Source organism: Amycolatopsis sp. EV170708-02-1 (assembly GCF_022479115.1).
GTDB lineage: Bacteria > Actinomycetota > Actinomycetes > Mycobacteriales > Pseudonocardiaceae > Amycolatopsis.
Genome location: NZ_CP092497.1, coordinates 1,934,651 through 1,954,538, shown reverse-complemented (window position 1 = coordinate 1,954,538; position 19,888 = coordinate 1,934,651). Strand labels below are relative to the sequence as shown.

Annotated in this window: 17 protein-coding genes and 2 pseudogenes; 10 read left to right on the top strand and 9 right to left on the bottom strand. The window is 68.2% G+C overall.

Translation table 11 applies throughout. From position 1 onward, the window contains the following. The first annotated feature begins 74 nt into the window (after nucleotides 1–74). A complete protein-coding gene (locus tag MJQ72_RS08970) occupies nucleotides 75–641 on the top strand; it encodes a CGNR zinc finger domain-containing protein (protein WP_240598657.1) in 567 nt (188 codons plus the stop codon). Here MJQ72_RS08970 and MJQ72_RS08965 read toward each other — a convergent pair. Continuing rightward, a pseudogene (locus MJQ72_RS08965) lies at nucleotides 630–1,383 on the bottom strand (PIG-L deacetylase family protein). The gene MJQ72_RS08970 and the pseudogene MJQ72_RS08965 overlap by 12 nt on opposite strands. A 177-nt stretch (nucleotides 1,384–1,560) precedes the next feature. Between MJQ72_RS08965 and MJQ72_RS08960 the strand changes: the two are divergent. Further along, complete coding sequence (locus MJQ72_RS08960; RefSeq protein WP_037337618.1) at nucleotides 1,561–2,640, top strand: glycoside hydrolase family 5 protein; 1,080 nt, start codon at nucleotides 1,561–1,563, stop codon at nucleotides 2,638–2,640. Nucleotides 2,641–2,712: 72 nt separating this feature from the next. Here MJQ72_RS08960 and sigJ read toward each other — a convergent pair whose 3' ends face one another. The 4 genes from sigJ to MJQ72_RS08940 form a co-directional block, all read right to left on the bottom strand. Continuing rightward, nucleotides 2,713–3,600, bottom strand: a complete 888-nt coding sequence (gene sigJ / locus MJQ72_RS08955) for an RNA polymerase sigma factor SigJ (RefSeq protein ID WP_240598656.1) — start codon at nucleotides 3,598–3,600, stop codon at nucleotides 2,713–2,715. Between the two features lie 65 nt (nucleotides 3,601–3,665). Further along, on the bottom strand, nucleotides 3,666–5,012 hold the full coding sequence (locus MJQ72_RS08950) for an FtsX-like permease family protein (RefSeq protein WP_240598655.1): 1,347 nt from the start codon (nucleotides 5,010–5,012) through the stop codon (nucleotides 3,666–3,668). Between the two features lie 93 nt (nucleotides 5,013–5,105). Then, complete coding sequence (locus MJQ72_RS08945) at nucleotides 5,106–6,140, bottom strand: (4Fe-4S)-binding protein (protein ID WP_240598654.1); 1,035 nt, start codon at nucleotides 6,138–6,140, stop codon at nucleotides 5,106–5,108. Continuing rightward, nucleotides 6,137–7,318 carry a thiolase family protein gene (locus tag MJQ72_RS08940; protein ID WP_240598653.1) on the bottom strand — a complete coding sequence of 394 codons (1,182 nt, stop codon included), beginning with the start codon at nucleotides 7,316–7,318 and terminating at the stop codon, nucleotides 6,137–6,139. Before MJQ72_RS08940 ends, MJQ72_RS08945 begins: the two co-directional genes overlap by 4 nt. Before the next feature lie 89 nt (nucleotides 7,319–7,407). Here MJQ72_RS08940 and MJQ72_RS08935 point away from each other — a divergent pair, with 89 nt between their 5' ends. After that, entirely contained in the window at nucleotides 7,408–7,845 is a 438-nt protein-coding gene (locus tag MJQ72_RS08935) for a helix-turn-helix domain-containing protein (RefSeq protein ID WP_043848115.1), read from the top strand. 58 nt (nucleotides 7,846–7,903) lie between these two features. Here MJQ72_RS08935 and MJQ72_RS08930 read toward each other — a convergent pair whose 3' ends face one another. Then, a complete protein-coding gene (locus MJQ72_RS08930; protein WP_240598652.1) occupies nucleotides 7,904–8,512 on the bottom strand; it encodes a DUF2867 domain-containing protein in 609 nt (202 codons plus the stop codon). Between the two features lie 61 nt (nucleotides 8,513–8,573). Between MJQ72_RS08930 and MJQ72_RS08925 the strand changes: the two genes are divergently transcribed. Together MJQ72_RS08925 and MJQ72_RS08920 are read left to right on the top strand one after the other, a co-directional pair. Continuing rightward, entirely contained in the window at nucleotides 8,574–9,140 is a 567-nt protein-coding gene (locus MJQ72_RS08925; protein WP_240598651.1) for a TetR/AcrR family transcriptional regulator, read from the top strand. A gap of 147 nt (nucleotides 9,141–9,287) precedes the next feature. Beyond that, nucleotides 9,288–10,217, top strand: a complete 930-nt coding sequence (locus MJQ72_RS08920; protein ID WP_240598650.1) for a toll/interleukin-1 receptor domain-containing protein — start codon at nucleotides 9,288–9,290, stop codon at nucleotides 10,215–10,217. 263 nt (nucleotides 10,218–10,480) lie between these two features. Here the strand turns inward: MJQ72_RS08920 and MJQ72_RS08915 are convergent, their stop codons facing one another. From MJQ72_RS08915 to MJQ72_RS08905, 3 genes are read right to left on the bottom strand one after another with little or no spacing between them, the layout of a single operon-like run. After that, nucleotides 10,481–10,627, bottom strand: a complete 147-nt coding sequence (locus MJQ72_RS08915; protein WP_240598649.1) for a hypothetical protein — start codon at nucleotides 10,625–10,627, stop codon at nucleotides 10,481–10,483. Next, entirely contained in the window at nucleotides 10,624–11,847 is a 1,224-nt protein-coding gene (locus MJQ72_RS08910) for a hypothetical protein (RefSeq protein WP_240598648.1), read from the bottom strand. Before MJQ72_RS08910 ends, MJQ72_RS08915 begins: the two co-directional genes overlap by 4 nt. Continuing rightward, entirely contained in the window at nucleotides 11,844–12,200 is a 357-nt protein-coding gene (locus tag MJQ72_RS08905) for a hypothetical protein (RefSeq protein ID WP_240598647.1), read from the bottom strand. The genes MJQ72_RS08910 and MJQ72_RS08905 overlap by 4 nt, the downstream gene beginning before the upstream one ends. Before the next feature lie 110 nt (nucleotides 12,201–12,310). Here MJQ72_RS08905 and MJQ72_RS08900 point away from each other — a divergent pair, with 110 nt between their 5' ends. The 5 genes and pseudogenes from MJQ72_RS08900 (at nucleotide 12,311) to nikE (ending at nucleotide 19,887) form a co-directional block, all read left to right on the top strand. Next, nucleotides 12,311–14,101, top strand: coding sequence for a hypothetical protein (locus MJQ72_RS08900; protein ID WP_240598646.1), 1,791 nt, complete (start codon nucleotides 12,311–12,313; stop codon nucleotides 14,099–14,101). Nucleotides 14,102–14,493: 392 nt separating this feature from the next. Continuing rightward, nucleotides 14,494–16,277 (top strand): annotated as a pseudogene (locus MJQ72_RS08895) (ABC transporter substrate-binding protein). A gap of 9 nt (nucleotides 16,278–16,286) precedes the next feature. Further along, the gene (locus tag MJQ72_RS08890) at nucleotides 16,287–17,318 is read left to right on the top strand and encodes an ABC transporter permease (protein WP_240598645.1); all 1,032 of its coding nucleotides are present in this window, start codon (nucleotides 16,287–16,289) and stop codon (nucleotides 17,316–17,318) included. After that, a complete protein-coding gene (locus MJQ72_RS08885) occupies nucleotides 17,315–18,220 on the top strand; it encodes an ABC transporter permease (RefSeq protein WP_016334228.1) in 906 nt (301 codons plus the stop codon). The genes MJQ72_RS08890 and MJQ72_RS08885 overlap by 4 nt, the downstream gene beginning before the upstream one ends. Next, complete coding sequence (nikE, locus tag MJQ72_RS08880; protein WP_240598644.1) at nucleotides 18,217–19,887, top strand: ABC transporter ATP-binding protein; 1,671 nt, start codon at nucleotides 18,217–18,219, stop codon at nucleotides 19,885–19,887. The genes MJQ72_RS08885 and nikE overlap by 4 nt, the downstream gene beginning before the upstream one ends. The last annotated feature ends 1 nt before the right edge of the window (nucleotide 19,888 follow it).

Sequence of the window (19,888 nt, the reverse complement as noted above, 5' to 3'; positions counted from 1 at the left end):
TGCGGTGCCGCTCGCCTTTGGTAGCGTCACCGCGGGCGTCCTGCGAACCAGTGACGCGTGGGGGAGGGGGTCGAATGGTCGACGAGCCCGACGGGCATCACGCGATGCGGCTGGAAACCGGGGTCACGCTGATCAACGCGTTGACCGGGGAGCACGTCCACGGCAGGCCGAAACCGGCGCTCGGCGGCCACGATCTGGTCCGTGTCGTCACGGAAACGCTCGGCAACGGCCAGATCGACCTGCTCACCGCGGAGCGGCTGCGGAATCTCGCGTCGCGGCTGCGGGAGATCATCGAGTCGCTGGCCCGGCGGGAGCACGACGAGGCGGCGGGACTGCTCAACCGGATGCTCGTCGACAGCAAGGCCCGCCCGTCCCTGCAGCGCCACGGCGAACAGTCCTGGCATCTGCATTTCCACGGCCCCGAGGCCGACCTCGTCCAGCAGTGGGCGGCCGGGCTCGCGGTGTCGGTGGCCGCGGCGTTCGGCGACCACATCCCGCATCGCGTCGGGCTGTGCGCGGCGCCGCGATGCGATCAGGTGTACCTCGACACGAGCCAGGCGCAGATCAAGCGGTTCTGCGGGCTCGCCTGCCAGAACCGGGTGAAGGCCGCCGCGTACCGCGCCCGCCGGTCAGGATCGTGATCCGCGCGGGGTCGCGTCGACGTACCACTCGCGGTTGAACGCGAGGCCGAAGAGCGGTGCCGGAAGCCGGGTCACGACGCGCATCAGCGGCGCCAGCCTGCCGTTCCCCTTCACCTGCGAGGAATGGGCGGCGATCGCGGCCTGCTTCTGGCGTGCGTAACGCCGGACGTCGAAGGTGTACGTGATCTCCGAGCGGGCGCTGTAGGCGCGAAGAAGCTCGTCGACGTCGTAGCGGAACGGGATCCGTGCCAGGCGGACGATCCTCACCAGGCGCGCGACGACGTCGCGGGGGATCGTGGCCTCCAGCAGCCGGACGTCGCCGGCGAGTTCCGCCGCCCGCCTGCCGACCTCGTGCACCTTGACGTGGTCGCGGTGGCCGTAGCCGCCGTTTGCGGTCGTAGCTCAGGAGAACGGACGCCTTCTCCGCGCGCAGGATCGCCACGAGCCGCGCCGCCGCTTCGTCGGTGCTCGCGCGAACGAACCGGACCCAGCCCGGCGGATCCGGGTAGAGGACCGCGCCGTGGCCACTGCCCGCGTAGCCGAGGTGGACGACCCGATCGACGCCCAGCACCTTCGCGCTCGCTTCGAGTTCGGCCCGGCGCGCCGCGTCCGCGCCTCGCATGCCGATCGTGGCGACGACGAGGACGACCCGGTGGCCGTCCGCGGCGGCGCGCGCGAGGGTGCCGCCGGTCAGCAGGGCTTCGTCGTCGGGGTGGGCGTGGAAGGCCACGATGGTCGTCACGGTCCGATCATGCCCGAGCTCGCCGGAACCGTCGGTGGTCGACTCTTGACCGTCCGTCGACCCTGTGGGTAATCTTCCCTTTACTTTCCAATAGTAAGGAAAGTTTCCTATTTAACTCCGCCGCCCTGACCGTCGGCGCGCCAACGTCGGTGCCGTCGACGCGAGAGGAGAAGCCGAATGCGTTGGGACAAGATCCGCCTCCGGGTGACGGCCGCACTGGCCGCCGGGCTGCTGGCCCCGGTCGCCGCCGCGAGCACCTCGATGGCGACCGAGACGGCGGCAGAACCCGCAACGCAGGCCGCCGCCGCGCTGCCGCCGGGCAGTCCGGCGGCGATCAACGGACAGCTGAAGGTCTGCGGCCTCCAGCTCTGCAACTCCGCGGGCAAGCCGATCCAGCTCCGGGGCATGAGCACCCACGGGATCCAGTGGTTCAGCCAGTGCGTGAAGACCGCCTCGCTCGACGCGCTGGCCAACGACTGGAAGGCCGACGTCCTCCGGATCTCGATGTACATCCAGGAAGGCGGCTACGAGACCAACCCGCGCAAGTTCACGGACATGGTGCACGGGTACATCGAGGAGGCCACCAAACGCGGGATGTACGCCCTGGTCGACTGGCACCAGCTCACTCCCGGCGACCCGAACGCGAACCTCAGCCGCGCCAAGACGTTCTTCACCGAGATCGCCCAGCGGCACAAGGACAAGACCAACATCATCTACGACATCGCCAACGAGCCCAACAACGTCAGCTGGGACCGCGTCCGCAGCTACGCGGAGCAGATGATCCCGGTCATCCGCGCCCAGGACTCCGACGGCGTGGTGCTGGTGGGCACGCACGGCTGGGGCTCGCTCGGCATCTCCGACGGCCGCAACGAGACCGACATCATCAACAACCCGGTGCGTGCCAGCAACTTCATGTACACGTTCCACTTCTACGCGGCTTCGCACAAGACCGAGTACTTCAACGCGCTGAGCCGCGCCGCGAGCAAGATCCCGCTGTTCGTGACCGAGTTCGGCACGCAGACCGCCAGCGGTGACGGCGGCAACGACTTCACCAACTCCCAGAAGTACCTCGATTTCCTGGCGTCGAAGAAGATCAGCTGGACCAACTGGAACTTCTCCGACGACAGCCGGTCGGGCGCGGTGTTCAAGCCGGGCACCTGCTCGGGCAGCTCGTTCACCGGCACGGCTCCGCTGAAGCCCGCCGGTGTCTGGATCCGGGACCGCATCCGCACCGCGGACAACTTCCCGACCTCCTGATCCCGGCAGCGCGTAGGTCGGGGAAGGGTCGTTCAGGACGGGAAAAGTCCTGAACGACCCTTCCCCGACGGATCAGCCGAGCGGTTCGAAGTCCAGCGCGGCGAGGCGGTCCGGATCGGCCAGGATGTCGATCGCCGCGATCTTCCCGCCCACGACGGTGAACGCGAAGACCGTCGTCGGGACGCCGTCCTTGGTGACGACCATCCCGGCCGCGCCGTTGACCAGAGCGGGCCGCAGCTCCCTGCCCTCGCCCGCGGCTCGGAACATGAGCGCCTGGCTCGCGATCTTGGCCGCACCGCGAACGAACCGCGAGGTCCCCGCCGGGGCCGCGCCACCCTCGGCGCGAAGGATGACGTCCGGGTCGAGCACCGAGACCAGCGCGTCGAAGTCGCCGCCCCGCGCGGCGGCGAAGAACGCGTCGACGACTTCCCGCTGACGGCCCAGGTCCGCGTCCGGGACCGTCGGCGAACCCTGCAGACGGCGGCGCGCGCGGCTGGCGAGCTGCCGGGTCGCCGCGGAAGACCGCCCCACGATGAGCGCGATCTCGTCGAACGGCAGGGCGAACATGTCGTGCAGGACGAACGCGAGCCGCTCGGCGGGGTCGAGGGTGTCGAGCACGACGAGGAGCGCCAGCCCGACCGAATCCGCCAGCAGGGCTTGGTGTTCCGGGTCGATCCCGCCCTCACGGCCGATGATCGGGTCGGGGAGCTGGGCGCCCACCGGCTCTTCCGGCCGGGACTTGCGCGAGCGCAGCATGTCGAGACAGATCCGGCCGACGACGGTGGTCAGCCAGCCGCCGAGGTTGTCCACCTCGCCGGAGTCCGACCGGCTCAGCCGCAGCCAAGCCTCCTGCACGGCGTCGTCGGCCTCGCTCAGCGAACCGAGCATTCGGTACGCCACCGCCCTCAGATGCGTCCGGTGCCCTTCGAAGCGCCGCGCCAGCCAGTCGTGTTCGTCCACGGTCCCCATCCTTCATCGCTCAGTCGTAACCCTGACGGGTGGGGGAACGAAGATGTGACAGGCCTTCAGCCGCGGGTGCCCGCCTGGATCGCCGGGGTCCGCATCGCCTTCACCGCCGCGCCCACATGCGAACCGAGCGTCAGGATCACGGCGATGGCGACAACGGCGAGGTAGACCCCGATCGTCTCGTCCGGCACCGGGCTCCCGGTCTTCGCGACGCTGTACGGGACGACGGTGACGGCGGCGGAGAGCGAGCCGAACAGGATGCCGACCGCCACCAGAACGGTGCCTTCGGTACCGACGAGCCGCAGGACCTGTGACGGTGTCGAGCCGATGAGCCGTTGCTGCCCGAACTCGCGGCGCCGTCCGACGATCGCGGCCACGACGGTGTTCACCAGCATCACGGCGGCGAACAGCGCGATCATGCCGACGACGACGTAGTTCAGGGTCTCGATGCTGTTCGCGATCGTCGCGGGCGCGGTGCCCGCGGAGTTCTCGATGGCCTGCATGTACAGCGTTCCGGTCGCGATGCCGGTGAACAGGATGATCGGCACCAGCACTCCGCCCAGCTGACGGCCGCGAACGCGCAGGTGCGCCGCCGTGAGATGACCGCAGACGCCCGCCCGGCGCAGCGGCGCGGCCAGCACCGCGGCGATCGGGCCGAGCAGGGCGGGGGAGAGGAGTGCGAAACCGATCGCGGCGAGGATCGCGCCCTGGCCGCCGATCGCCATCAACGCGGGCTCCGCGCCGGTGAACACGGTCATCGTCAGCACCCCGCACCCGAGCCCGGTGGCGAGCACGATCACGGCGCCGATCATCCGGAGCCTTCCGGTCGGCCGGGTGTCGATCCCCGCCTCGCGAATCGCCTCCATCGTCCCGCGCCCGGCCACTTGCCGGGCGGCGACCGTCGCGGCGGCGAGTGCGGCGAGAAGGGTGATGCCGGTGCCCATGGACACCGCGATCGCGCCGAACCGTGCCTCCAGCCCGGCGGGTATGCGGCCGGTGTCACCGAGCAGCGCGACCAGCCACCGCCCCGCGAAGACCGACGGCACGACGGCCGTGGCCGCGGCGACGACGGCGACGACCGCCGCCTCGCCGACGATCATCCGGCCGATCTGCGACGGCGTCGCGCCGGCACTCTTCAGCAACGCCATCTCCGGGATGCGCTGCCGGATCAACAGAGAGAGTGTCGAAAGCGTCGCGAACAGGACGATCACCAGGCCCCAGCCCCCGACGACGCTCGCCATGATCAGCAAGGTCTTCGCGGTCTCCGGATCGGCCGCCGCCCGAGTGTCCAAAAGGGACGCGAACGTCATCAGGATCGTGGCGCCGAAGAACATCGCGACGAAGCTCGCGACGAATCCGGTGGGTCGGCGGCGGAGCGACGAGAACGCCAGCTTGGTCGCGATCATGCGGAAGGTCCTCCCCAGGCTTTGCCGCCAGGTTAGGGAGTACGGACGGCGCCGGACAGGGGACAGGCCCCCGGCCGCGGGGTAGGGGCGGCCCTACCGCCGCGGGTAGCCGCCGTCGACCTCCTTCACCGGTTTGTGCGGGAAGCGGCGTTCGGCATAGGCCTTCGCCGGTGAACCTTCCCGCACGTACAACGTCTCCACCTTGTCCTGCAACGGTTTCACCACGGTGCCGAGGAAGCCGCGCCGGTCTTCGAGGTAAGGCCCGAGCACGTCTTCGCCCGCCGGGCAGACCGCCATGCAGTACGCGGCCTTGTAGTTCGGTTTGAACGCGAGGCTCTGCCACATCGACACGTTCTCCGAATCGGTCACCCTGGACCGGAAGTCGGCGGCGTCCTCGCTGTCGGCCACGGTCTGCGCCCAGTCGGTGAAGCCGCTCATGAACTCGCGGTAGTTGTGCGTCGAACAGGCGAGGAAGTCGAACTCGCCGGTCTTCGAGATCGCGCCGATCGGGCATGCGGCGACGCACAGCTTGCACTCCAGGCAAGGGTTGTAGTCGAGCGCTTCGCCGTAGGTGGACACCTCGGCGTCGACCAGCAGGGTCGCCAGCAGCACGAAGTTGCCGAATTTCGGGTGGATGACGTTGCGGTGCAGCCCCATGGCGCCGAGACCGGCCGCGACGGCGACCGTCTTGTGCGCGACGACCCAGATCCGCCCGGGGTAGTGCTCCATCTCCATCGGGAACGTCGCGGACGGGTTGATCGCGCGATATCCGGCGTCCTGCAGCGTCCGGACGATCGTGTGCCCGGCCTCGTTGATGATCTCGCCCGTGCGATGGAACTCCTGGTTGGCGACGCTGCGGGCGGGGGAGCGGACGTCGTCGCGGTTCATGCGCACCACGAGCGAGACGAGGGTCTTGGTCCCGGGCAACGCGCGCTCGACGTGCTCGCGTTCACCCGCCAGATCCGGATGGTCGAGCGAGACGGCGGCCGCGTCGTCGGCGCCCGCGGCGAGGCAGATCTCCTTGAGCCAGGCGGCGTCGATCACCGGCGACGGTTTGTCCCGCGGTTTGGCGAGCACCGCCTGTACCGACGGATGATCCTTCAGTTTCCTGGGGAGCCGGTCGGTCACAACGCCTCCAGGATGGTCGCGTTGGCCTGACCGCCGCCTTCGCACATCGCCTGCAGGCCGTACCGGGCGCCGTGGTGGTGCAACGCGTTGACGAGCGTGCCCATCAACCGCGTCCCGCTCGCGCCGAGCGGATGGCCCAGCGCGATCGCGCCGCCGTGGACGTTGACCTTGGCCGGGTCGGCCCCGGTTTCCTGCTGCCACGCCAGCACGACACTGGCGAAGGCCTCGTTGATCTCGAACAGGTCGATGTCCGCCAGGCTCAGCCCCGCGCGCCGCAGGACCTTCTCCGTCGCCGGGATGACGCCGGTGAGCATGAGCAGGGGGTCGGATCCGGTGACGGCGAAACTGTGCAGCCGGGCGCGCGGACGGAGGCCGAGCCTTGCCGCGGTCTCGCTGGAGGTGATCAGCAAGGCGGAGGCGCCGTCGTTGATCGGGCTGCTGTTGCCCGCGGTCACCGACCAGTCGATCTGCGGGAACCGGGCGGCCACGTCCGCGTCCTGGAATGCCGGGCGCAGCTTGGCGAGGGTCGCGAGGTCGGTGCCCGGCCGGACGGATTCGTCGGTGGACACCCGGCCCGAAGGCGTGTCGATCGGGACGATCTGGCTCGCGAACCGCCCGAGTTCGTGTGCCCGCGCCGCTTTCCGGTGCGAGGACAGGGCGAACTCGTCCATCGCCTCCCGGCTGAGCGACCACTTCGCGGCGATGAGTTCGGCACTGATCCCTTGGGGGACCAGGCCTTCCGGGTAGCGCTCGGCGACGCCGGGGCCGAGGGGATCGGTGCCCGGCAGCACGTTGGACCACATCGGGACCCGGCTCATGGACTCGACGCCGCAGGCGATGACGACGTCGTACGCGCCCGCCATCACGCCTTGCGCGGCGAAGTGCACGGCCTGCTGGCTGCTCCCGCATTGCCGGTCGACGGTGGTGGCGGGCACGGTTTCCGGCAGCCCGGCGGCGAGTGCCGCCCACCGCGTGACGTTCTGGGCCTGCTCGCCGACCTGGTCGACCGCGCCGCCGATGACGTCGTCGATCAGTTCGGGGTCGAGTCCGTTGCGCTCGACGAGAGCGCGCAACGTGTGGGCGAGCAACTGGACCGGGTGGATCTCGTTCAGGGCCCCACCGGGCTTGCCCTTGCCGATCGGGGTACGGACGGCGTCGACGATGACCGCGTCGTGCACGGCTGCCTCCAGTAGTGAGTTGGGATCTCCAACTCACTGTGGCATCGAGTGGGTTGGAAATCAAGACTCACTGGGTTTACGCTGGTCGCATGACCGAAGGACCGAGGGACTGCTCGATCGCCAACGCGATGGAGGTGATCGGGGAGCGCTGGAGCCTGCTCGCGCTGCGCGAGGTGTTCTTCGGGGCGAGGCGGTTCGACCAGATCGTCCGCAACACCGGGGCGAGCCGGGACATCCTGACCGCGCGGCTGCGGAAGCTCGTCGAGACGGGCATCCTCGAAAAACGGCTCTACGAGGAGCATCCGCCGCGCTACGAGTACGTGCTCACCGAGGCGGGGCACGCGCTCAACCATGTGCTGCTGAACCTGATGGCGTGGGGTGACACGTATGTCACCGAGGGGCCGCCGCCGACGGTGTGGCGGCATTCCTGCGGCGAGGTGCTCGCGCCGGAGACCGTGTGCGCGCACTGCCACGAACCGGTGCGGGAGAAGGACATGACGCTGGTGCGGAGCACGCGCCGCTCTTGACCGCCTCGTGAGTGGCAAGGACGGTTCTAACCGTCCTCGCCACTCACGAGGGCTGGGGCTAGGAGTTGCCCTTCCACTCCCGCGCGATCATCCGCATGAGCGCCGGATAGATGATCAGGTACCGGAACGGCTTGATGAATCCCATGTACGCCCGCCCGAGCAGGCCGTTGGGTTTGACCAGCACCGCCATCTGGCCGCGGTATCCGCCCTGCCCGTCCTCGACCCACGCGATGTGCAGGACGCCGTGCATGGTCCGGTTCGCCATCTCGGCGGCGAACTCGTCGTCGAGCCGGTAGAGCGGGGTGAACGGCAGCCAGTCCTCGTCCGGGCCGGTGGGTGTTTCGCGGAGGTCTTCCGGCAGCTTGCCGCGCAGCGATCCCGCCCTGGTGTCGAGACCGGAACCCCGCTTGTCCAGCCCGAGCAACCCGCCGAGCTTCCACCTCAGCGCCCACAGCGCCCGGACGGGGAGCGGTGACCCGTCCGGGAAGTTCCCCGACGAGAACTGTTTCACCAGTTCGCCGAAGTCGTCCGGTCCGCCGGGTGTTCCGAGTGCCCAGACGTCTTCGAGGTCGAAGTCCCCGGCGATCTCGTGGATCCGCCAGGCGTGGGCGGTGTGGGCCGTTTCCGCGAGTTTCAACGTCGTAGTTCCTCCCAGTACTTCCGCCATCTGTACGGTAGCGTATATATCGTCCTCGTGGTGCTGGAGTGACGGGAGATACGGTGATCCCATGGCCGCCGAAACCCGGACCCCGCCGAGCGCCTGGATCGACGCGGGGCTGACCGCCCTCGCCGCCGGAGGTCCCGACGCGGTCCGCGTCGAGGCGCTCGCGAAAGCCTTGGGTGTCACCAAAGGCGGCTTCTACGGCTATTTCGCCGATCGAGGCACACTCTTGGCGGAAATGCTCGCCACCTGGGAGCGGATGAGCACCGAGCTGCTGTTCGAAAGCGTCGAGAGCGAAGGCGGCGACGCCAGGGCGAAGATCCGGCGCGCGGGGCTGCTCGCCGGCGAGCGTCTGCTGCCGATCGACCTCGCCATCCGGGACTGGGCCCGGCGCGACCCGGCGGTCGCCGAACGCCTCCGGCGGGTCGACAACCAGCGGATGGACTACCTGCGTTCCCTCATGCGCGAGATCTTCACCGACGAGGACGAGGTCGAAGCCCGCTGCCTGCTCGCGTTCTCGCTTCTGATCGGCAAGCATTTCATGGCCGCCGACCACGACGGCCGGTCCCGGGACGAGGTCACCGAGCTGGCTGGGGCGTTGCTTCTGGGTGGCGGACCTGGTGATGACAGTTGAAGTGGCTGACCGGCGGCTGCTCTGTGCTGGCGGTCAGCCACGCTCCTGGCGAGCGGGCGTTGGTGCAGCGATCCGCGCCGGTCTGGGAAGTAGTATCAGCACTGTCCGCAGGTTCGATCCGACTTTACGGCAATCCGGGAAATCTGAATGACCACTCTGAACGACAATCATGATATCGCAGTTTCGTTTTCCGGTGCGCAGCGTGCGTATGTTGAGGAGGTAGTGCGCGAATGTAGGAAACTTGGCTTGAAGGTCTTCTATGACCTGGATGAACAGGTCATGCTGTGGGGGCGAAATGTGATTACCGAGCTCCGCAAGATCTATAGCAGTGTGAATACAAGGTATGTCGTGCCGTTCCTGTCGCGCGAATACTTGGCCGGAGCGTATCCGATGGACGAGTTTCGTGCCGCGCTGATCCGAGCGATAGATCAGGAGGATTTTATCCTGCCTGTACTTATGGATGACGTTGAGGTGCCGGTCGAATACCTCAGCCCGGCTACGATCTACCTTCGTTCTGCGGACTATTCACCTGACCGGCTCGCTCGCGCTATTCTGGAACGTATCACCCCAGGGGGTCGGCAAGTGTGGCCAGTGCCCTCGGTGGAAAATTCGGACGTAAGCCTGATGTCCCGATCAAGCTCACTGCAGCTGCCAAAGCTTGCGCCTACTAGATTCAGTGCCGAAAGCACCATGGATGAAGCGCTACAGTATATCGGAATGCGTTTCACGGCAGAGGTTCCTGCGCTGGAAGAGTATGGCTTCCGATCGCATGTCCGAGCGTCTGCAGGAGAAGTATCTGTCTTGGTGGAGGCAAGGGGGCGTCCGGCGTGTGAACTCAAGGTGGCTCGGGGTGAAAGTGTCTGGTCGGGGGCGCTGACAGTTGCCTTTCAGTGGCCGCGAGTCAGCGATGGCGTCAATGGTTTCGTGCGTCCTGAATGGGATTCCGAGGCCAGGGTGGCAAAGCTGCGGTTTCAAGATATGTCAATGGGTGGAGCAGATCCGTTGCTTACCGCAGAGGAACTCTTCGACGCGCTATGGGATAAGATTGTAAAATTTCTGGAACAGACTGCTCGCTGACGTGAGCCTGCTAATTTCGAGTGGGCGAAATCGCGCCGAGTCTCATGCGACTCGCGACTATTCATGCACTGTACTCCTGGGATGCCACGAGATTGCAGGCGTGCTCCACGTGACTACTGCTAGGTCAATACCATAGGCCTAGTGGAGAGCTCGCTGGACATCGCTCTCGTCCGCCTAGGTTGAGACGAACTGCCGTGCCCCGGCCTCGTCGTTCGAGCAGCCCTCCTTGTCCATTGCGAAGATCAGCTCGTGCAGGCTGCTGGCTACTCGTCGTCTTCCTCGGGCGTGGTCGGGACCTGCTTGCGCGCCACGTAGACGAGCAGCCCGATGATCACCACGGGGCCGACGAAGATGAGGATCTCGTCCCAGCCGCCCTGGTGCATCATCACCACCCGCGCCGCGATGGTCATGAGCCGGAGACCAGCGCGATCCCGAGCGCGGTGTAGCCGATCATCAGCGCCAGCATCGGGTACTGGCCCACCTTGACGTAGTTCGCGCGCAGCACGCCGACGGAACGGTCATGTGCCGAGGTTACGGCCAACACGTGTCCTACGACGATTCCGGCGATCTGCACCAGCGCGATCACGCCGGTCGACACGACCGTGTAGTCGATCGTGCGGCCGAAACCCTGCTGGCCCGAGAACACGGCGAAGGAGAAGTAATGCGCCACGGTGTAGCCGACCATGATCGGGATCAGCGAAGGCGCGAACGCGGGATACGGGTCGAACCCTCGGCGCAGGTACGGCCTGGTCAGGCTGATCGCGCCCGCGTAGGCGCCGTACGTGAGCGCGATACAGGCCGCGAGTCCGGCGGTGCCGCCGAGGACGCCGGCGTCGAGCGACGTCCAGAACGGGAGCCGGGTCAGGCCGTCGAACGCGGTCGAGCCGAGCACCACCAGCACCAGCGCGGTCAGCCACGGCGCGGGGGAGAGGGTGAGCAGACCGTCCAGCGGATTCCGGACCACCAGACGCCCGTCGGCCCGCCTGCCGAAAGGGGAGAGGGCCGCGATCAAGCGCGCGTAGACCTCGAAAGCCTCACCGCGGTCGAACCAGCGCGGACCGAACACCACACCGAGCGCAATGTGTATAACGGCATACACGGTGCCGAAAAGAGCGATCGCCCGGGGCGAGTCCGAATGCGGGAACACCAGTTCCAGCCACAAAAACGCCAGGAGGCCGACGATCGCGGGCAGATAGCCGAGCCGGTCCGGGAGTTCACGGTGCCGGGACGGGATCAGGGACGCGACCGTCCTCAGTGGATTCAGTCGTCGCCAGACCGGGCCGAACAGGAGCGAAAGCGGAACCAGTCCGACCCAGAACCAGACGTAGAACCAGGCGGGAGCCGGATTGCCGGCCGAGCTTTCGGGCCCGGCCCACGCCATCGCCAGGAAGCCCGCGAACAGCAGGACTCCGATCACGCGCGACGCGACAAGCGAGAACGCGCTGTCGACGAACCGTTGCAGCGCGAGGGGGAGTGGGCGGCCGGCGTCGGCGCCGCGGAGTCTGGGTTCCTTCCAGAGCGCGGTGAGCGCGAAAAACGAGACCACGACGGCCGCCGCTCCGGCGTAGAGCGCGAGCCACAGCGGGACCGGCAGATCGGACCGGCCGCCGAGGCCGTGCGCCAGGATCATCCGCTCACCCGGAGCTTCGTCACCGCCGCGCCGCTCTTGTGCAGTTCCACCTCGAAGATGCCGTCGATGTTCGCGGTGAAGGTGACCGTCCCCGGAACGCCGGGAGTCAGCTGGGCGGCCTTGTCGTAGCCGTGGACGTGCAGTTCGTCCGGCTGGTCGGAGGTGACTTCGAGCGCGACGTTCTCGCCGGTGCGCACCGCGACCTCCTCGGGGCCCGCCGTGCGCTTGCCCTCGGCGACCGAGAACTTGACGGTCCGGGTGCCGGTGGACGGGGCCGGTTCCGTGTCGGTCGATCCCGAGCAGCCGGTCACGGCCAGCAGCGTCGCCACGGCGATCCCGCAGATCCTCCGCATCGAGGTCCCTCCAAGTCGTACGCCCCGGCTTGCCCGCTCGGGACCTTGCGCCTATCGTGTTACCCAAGGTAACAGTTACTCAGGTTAGCAGGAAGGCGAGAACGGTGTTCATGGCTCAGGAGAGCCCGCCTGCCGGCGGTGCGCAATTCGGGCAGATCGTCATCGCGGGCCTGATGTTCACGGCGGTCTTCCTGCCCTTGGCCCTCTTCGTGCTTCGCGAGCGCGCGGGGAAGCGGACGGTCTTCGGTCGCGTCGCGGACTGGATGGGCGAGCTCGCCGGTCTGCCGCGCTGGGCGGCGCTGCCGATGTTCGTCGCCTTCCTTTCCGGGATGTCGGCGCTGATCGGCGTCTACTGGGACGTGCCGATCCACATGGAGCTCGGCCGCGACGAAGGCCCGCTCGCGAACCCTTCGCACTACCCGATCTACTTCGGACTGATGGGCATCTTCGCGAGCGGCGTGCTCAGCGCGACCCTGGCGACGAAGGATCTGCCCAAGCGCACGTTCAAGATCGGCCCGCACTGGCGGGCGCCGATGGGATCCATCCAGATGATGGCGACCGGGCTGGTCGGCATCGCGGGTTTCCCGCTCGACGACGTCTGGCACCGCCTGTTCGGCCAGGACGTCACCGAGTGGGGGCCGACGCACGTCCTGATGATCGGCGGCGGTGTCTGCGTCGTGCTGGGTCTGCAGCTGCTGCTCGGCGAGGCGCGTCAGGTCGGTGCGACCGGACCGGTGGTGCGCCTGCTCGGCCCGGTCCTCGCCGGCGCCTGGATGATGGGCGCTTCGGCGTTCCTCATGGAGTTCGATCTCGGCGTCCCGCAGTTCCCGATGCTGTCGCAGGTCGTGCTCGTCGGCCTGATCGGAGCCTGGACGCTGACCTACGGGCGGCTGTCCTGGGGCCCCGGTGGCGCGCTGATCGTCCTCGCGGTCTTCCTCGCCTCCCGTGCGTCGTTCGCCGTCATCCCGCTGTTCGCCGATTTGCATGTGGCGTCGTTGCTGCCGTACGTCGCCGAAGCGGTGATCATCGAGGTCGTCGCCTTCGCGATGCGCAACCGGCAGGGCTACACGTTCGCCGCCGTCGCGGGCCTGCTCGTGGGGACGGCCGGGATGCTCGCCGAGGCGGCGTTCACCCAGTGGCTGATGCCGAACCCCTGGCCCACGGCACATCTGCCGCTTTTCGTCCTGTTCGGGACCGGCGCGGCGCTCGCGGGCGCGTTCATCGGTGTCTGGCAGTTCCAGCGAGTGGAGGAGACGGCGACGCTGGTGCCCGCTCCCGGTCCCCGGCACGCGGTCGGGCTCGTCGGCGCGCTGGGCGCGGTCGCCCTGATGTCGGCGGTCGCCGTCCCGGCCGATCCGGAACCGGGATTCACCGCGGACGTCCGGCTGACCGAGGCCGCGACCGGGCTGCCGATCTCGAATCCGCACGGCGGCGGCACGCCTCGCTGGGTCGACGCGACCGTCACGATCTCGCGGCCCGACCTTGCCGACGACGCCGTGTGGCTCAACGGATTCGCTTGGCAGGGCGGCGACTTCTACACCGCGCCGCTGGAGAAGATCGGCGACGGGGTCTACCGCACGGCCCAGCCGCTGCCGGTGTTCGGCCAGTGGAAGACCGGGATCCGCGTGCACGTCCCGAACCGCGTGATGGGGCTGGCCCCGATCTACGCGCCCGCCGACCCGGCCGCGAACGCGCCGTCGATCGACGCGACGTCCGGCACGCGCCCGTTCATGTCCGAGATCGAGTTCCTGCAACGAGAGCGGAAGTCGGAGACGCCCGCCGTGCTGTGGACGGTCGCGTACGTGACCGTCGGGCTCATCTTCGCCGGGATGTGGGCGCTGTTCGCGTGGCTCTACGCGGCCGCGGCCACCGCGCGGCGGCGTGAGGTCTCCGTCGGCTGACGCCCCGCGTTTCGTCCTCTGGATGCGGTACTTGCGTGCGCAACGACCGCATCCAGAGGACGAAACGCTTTGCTCCCACTTCGTCGCACGTATCGATTGGGCATCATCGCGCGCAAGGCTTCTGCAAGCCCGCTTCCCTTGAATACCCAGGACACTGCACGTGTCGCCGTTTCGCGCGCCGAAATGGTGACACTGTGCAACGTTGGCGAGACGTAAAGTAGCTGTCGACCACGCGACGACATCCGCCGTGCACGATCGGTATTGGCGAGTCATTGCGCGGTTACCGCGACATGTGGTTACTTTTCCGCCTCGGGGGTTGGGTTACAGCGAGTTTCGATGGGGTGGTCTTCGTGCGCACAGAGCGTTTTCCGAGGCGACGACGTGGTCTTCGCGTGGTCGCCGTCCTCGCCGCTTCGGCGGTCGCGACGGTGCCTTTCGTGCCCGCCGCGGCGGCACAGCAGCAGGGCAAGGTCCTCCGGGTGGCGCTCACGACCGGCATCGACCACCTGAACCCCTTCACCGCCCAGCTGGCGGCGTCGACCCAGGTCGGCCGGTTCAACTACGAGTTCCTGACCCTGCCTTCGGCCGAGGACACCCAGCCCACCGGCGGGATCGCGGAGTCGTGGAAGACGTCGGACGACAAGCTCACCTGGACCTTCACCATCCGCCAGGGGATGAAGTGGTCCGACGGCAAGCCGATCACCGCGCAGGACCCCGCGTACACCTTCCAGCGGATGCTCGACGACGAGAACGCCCGCACCGCGAACGGCAGCTACGTCACCAACTTCGCCTCGGTGTCGGCGCCGGACGACAAGACGCTCGTCATCAAGACCAAGGCCCCGCAGTCGAGCATGACCTCGCTCGACGTCCCGATCGTGCCCAAGCACATCTGGGAGCCGATCAAGGATCTCAACGCCCCCTCGACCGACGACATGGCCGTGGTCGGCGTCGGCAGCGGGCCGTACCTGCTGACCGAGTACAAGAAGAACGAGTTCGTGAAGTTCAAGGCGAACAAGGACTATTGGCGCGGCGCGCCGAAGGTCGACGAGCTGCAGCTGCTGCAGTTCAAGGACGCCGAGGCGGCGGTCAACGCGTTGAAGCAGGGCGAGGTCGACGTCATCAACCGCCTCACGCCGACGCAGTTCGACGCGCTCAAGGGCGAGAAGAACATCACGACGAACAAGGCGCCGGGCCGCCGGTACAACGAGCTCATCATCAACTTCGGCGTCAAGAACGTCCTCGACCAGCCGATCGGTGACGGGAACCCGATCCTCAAGGATCTCCGCGTCCGCAAGGCGATCGCGCAGGCCGTCGACACCAACACCATCGTCGAAAAGGTGATGAACGGCTACGGCCAGCCCGGGACCGGCGTCGTGCCGGCGATCTACAAGGCCTACACCTGGACCCCGTCGGACGCGGAGAAGACCAAGTTCGACATCGCGGCCGCGAACGCCACGCTCGACCAGGCCGGCTACGCCAAGGGCGCGGACGGGATCCGCGTCGCCCCGGTGGCGCGAAGCTGGAGTTCCGCCTCGCCGGGCACGCCAACCGGCCGTTCGACCAGCGGGTGGCGCAGTTCCTGACCGGCTGGCTCAAGGACGTCGGTATCGGCGTCAAGCAGGAGCTCGTCTCCGACGACGAACTGGACGACCGCACCACCGCGGGCAACTACGACCTCGCGATCTCCGGCTACGGCACCTCGCCCGACCCCGATTACGCCCTGAGCCTCAACACCTGCGCCGGCCGCCCGAACGCCGAGGGCAACGGCGGCAGCTCGGCGACGTTCTTCTGCGACCCGCGCTACGAAGACCTGTACAAGAAGCAGCTGACCGAGTTCGACCCGGCGAAGCGCGCCGAGCTCGTCAAGCAGGCGCAGGCCGTGCTGGCGGGGGAGTACGTCGACGTCGTCCTCGACTACGACAACGTGCTCGAGGCGTACCGGTCGGACAAGTTCTCCTCGTTCACCAAGCAGCCGCAGCCCGACGGCGCGATCCTCGAGCAGTCCGGCTACTGGGGCGTCTACGGCGCCACCCCGGCCGACGCGGCAGCGGCCGCCGCCGAGGAAAGCAGCAACACCGGATTGTGGATCGGCATCGGCGCGGTCGTGCTCGTGGTGCTCGTCGGCGGCGGCGTGCTGCTCGGGCGGCGCGGCAAGTCGGCCGACGACCGGGAGTAAAGGACCGCGTTGACCGAAGCACTCAGTTCCCTCGACCAATCCCCGGCGCTCGTCGATCCCGACGAGCGCCGGGGCGGGACCGGCACCGCCCGGTTCGTGCTCTCCAAGATCGGCGGCGCGCTGGCGAGCCTCGCGCTCGTCGTCGTGCTCGGGTTCTTCCTGTTCCGGACGCTGCCCGGTGATCCCGTGCGGTTCATGGTCCGCGACCGGCCGACCGATCCGAAGATGATGGCGGAGCTGCGCGCGCAGATGGGCGTGGACAAGCCGCTGCTGCAGCAGTTCTGGGACTACATCGTCGGCCTGCTCCAGGGCGACATGGGGGTCTCGTACCTGCAGCGGCGCCCGGTCTTCGACATGATCGGCGAGCGGTTGTGGCCGACGATCCTGCTCGTCGGCAGCGCGACGGTGCTCGCGGTCGCGCTCGGCCTGTGGCTCGGCATCCGCGCGGGCTGGCGCCGGGGGAGCGGATTCGACAAGGCCCAAACCGGACTCGCGCTGACCCTGTGGTCGGTCCCGCAGTTCTGGCTCGGGCTCATGCTGCTGGTGGCCACCGACGGGCTCTTTCCCAGCCGGGGCATGCATTCCCCGGACGTCGCGCCGGGCTTCTTCAGCGAAGGACTCGACGTTCTCCACCATCTGGTGCTGCCGTGCGTGACCCTGCTGGTGGTGTTCTACGCCCAGTACATGCTGGTCATGCGGTCGTCGTTGATCGGCGAGATGAACTCGGACTACCTCACCACCGCACGGGCCAAGGGCCTGCGCGACGACCTGGTGCGCAAACGGCACGCCGTGCCCAATGCCCTCCTGCCGACGGTGACGCTGGTCTTCATGCAGTTCGGCATGGTCGTCTCGGGCGCGGTCTCGGTCGAGGCCGTGTTCAGCTGGCCGGGGCTCGGGCAGCTGCTCTACGAAGCGCTCCGCGGACCTGATCTGCCTGTCCTGCAAGGAGTCTTCGTCACCCTGGCCGGCGCGGTGGTGCTGATGAACCTGCTCGCGGAGTTGCTCTACCGCGTGCTCGACCCCAGGGTGCGGACGGCATGACCACTGCGGAAAAACCCGGTTCGATCGTCTGGCGCCGACGCCGCGAGGCAGTGGCGAAGCGCTGGCACGAGTTCACGACGAACAAGGCGGGCGTGTTCGGGCTCGCCTTCCTCGGCATCCTCACCGTGCTGGCCATCCTCGCGCCGGTGATCTCGGACGAATCCGGTCTCGACGTCACCAAGGCCCATGGCGGTTCGCTGAACCCGCCCAGCGGGGAATTCTGGCTGGGCACCGACATCGATGGCCGCTCGGTGCTGCTGATGACGTTCTGGGGCGCGCGGATCTCCCTGCTCGTCGGGTTCTCGGCGGCCTTCCTCTCGGTGCTGATCGGCACGATCATCGGGATCGCTGCCGCGCACTTTGGTGGCTGGCTGTCCGGACTGTTGCTGCGGTTCACGGACTTCTTCCTGGTTCTGCCGTCGCTCGTCCTCGCCGTGGCCTTGGCCTCGGTGCTGGAGCAGGGCGCGATGACGGTGATCGTCGCCATCGGCGTCACCGCCTGGCCGAGCACCGCGCGGCTGGTCCGTGCGCAGACGTTGACGATCGAAGGCCGTCCGTACATCGAGCGTGCGAAGGCGCTCGGTGGCGGACATCTGCACATCGTCGGCAAGCACGTCCTGCCCGGTGTCATGCCGCTCGTGCTGGCCAACACCACACTCGTCGTGGGCAACGCGGTCATCGCGGACGCGACGCTGGCCTTCCTCGGTGTCGGCAATCCGAACACCGTCTCCTGGGGAGCCATGCTGCAGACCGCGCTGAACAACGGTGCGATCAGCAAGGGCGCCTGGTGGAACCTGCTGCCGCCGGGGGTCGCGATCGTCGTGGTCGTCCTCGCCTTCACCCTCGTCGGACGCGCGCTGGAGACCGTGCTGAACCCGCGCCTGAAGGGACAGCACTCATGAGCCCCTTGCTGGAACTGAAGAACCTCGGCGTCACGTACGCCACCGGAAGCGGCGAGGTCGCCGCCGTCCGGGGTGTCGACCTCGTGCTCGAACCCGGCGACACCCTCGGCGTCGCGGGGGAGTCGGGGTCGGGGAAGTCGACGGTCGCGATGAGCGTGCTGCGGCTGCTCCCGCGGTCGGCGAAGGTCAGCGGCGAGATCCTGCTGGACGGTGAAGACGTCACGGCCATGAAGTGGGGCAGGCTGCGCGCGGTGCGCTGGGCCGAGGCCTCGGTCGTGTTCCAGGGCGCGATGCACGCGCTCAACCCCGTGCGGAAGATCGGCGAGCAGATCGCGGAGCCGATCCGGCTGCACCCGCCCGGCGGCAAGGCGCTTTCGGACGGCGAGATCCAGGCCAAGGTCAAGGAACTGCTCGAACAGGTCGACCTTCCGCCCGGCCGGGCCGGGGCGTACCCGCACGAACTGTCCGGTGGCCAGAAGCAGCGCGTCATGATCGCGATGGCGCTGGCGTGTTCGCCGCGGCTGATCATCGCGGACGAGCCGACGACCGCGCTCGACGTCGTCGTCCAGGCCCAGGTGCTGGACCTGCTGGGCAGGCTCGTCGCCGAACAGGGGATCGGGCTGATCATGATCAGTCACGACCTGTCGGTGCTCGCCGCGACCTGCCGCCGGATCGCGGTGATGTACGACGGTGAGATCGTCGAGGAGCGGCCGAGCGCGGAACTGATGAGCGCGCCTCAGCACGAGCACAGCAAGGCGCTGGCGGCCGCGTTCCCGACCGTCGGAGACCCGGTGTCCCGGTTCGCGCCTGCGACCAGCACGCCGCTGCCACCGGAGCCGGAACGCAGTGGCGATCAGCCTGCGTTGCTGGAGGCCGAAGACCTGCGCGTCAGCTTCCGCGACCGCACCGGGAAGCGGATCAACGCCGTCGCCGGGGTGAGCCTCCAGGTGCGGAAGGACGAGATCGTCGCACTCGTCGGCCAGTCCGGCTCCGGAAAGACGACGCTGGCCCGGACGCTGCTCGGGCTGCAGAAACCCGACTCCGGTGCGGTGCGATACGACGGCAAGCCGGTCCCGCTCGGCGGCGCCGGGCTCAAGGCGTACCGGCGGCAGGTCCAGCTCGTACTGCAGGACCCGACGAGCGCGCTGAACCCGAACCACACGGTGTACGAGGCCGTCGCGGAGGGCCCGCGCATCCACGGGATGGGCGCGAACGAGCACGAGATCGTCATCAAGGCTCTGGAAGCGGCCGAACTCCGGCCCGCGGGGAAGTTCCTCGACCGGCTTCCGCACGAGCTGTCCGGCGGGCAGCGGCAGCGGGTCGTCATCGCGGGCGCGCTCGCGCTCGACCCCGGCGTGATCGTGGCGGACGAACCGGTGGCCTCGCTCGACGCGTCGGTGCGAGGGGAGATCCTCGCGCTGTTGCTGCGACTGCGGCGTGAACTCGGTCTCGCCGGGCTCGTGATCACCCACGACCTCGGGCTGGCCTGGAACATCGCCGACCGGGTCGCCGTGATGTACCGCGGCGAGCTGGTGGAGGTCGGCACGGTGGAGGAGGTCCTGCTGGACCCGAAGCACGACTACACGAAGTCGCTGCTCGCCGCGTTGCCCGGTGGAACGGCGCGGGAAACCCCCATTGCCGCGCACACGCACAGGCGCGGTGTGTAAC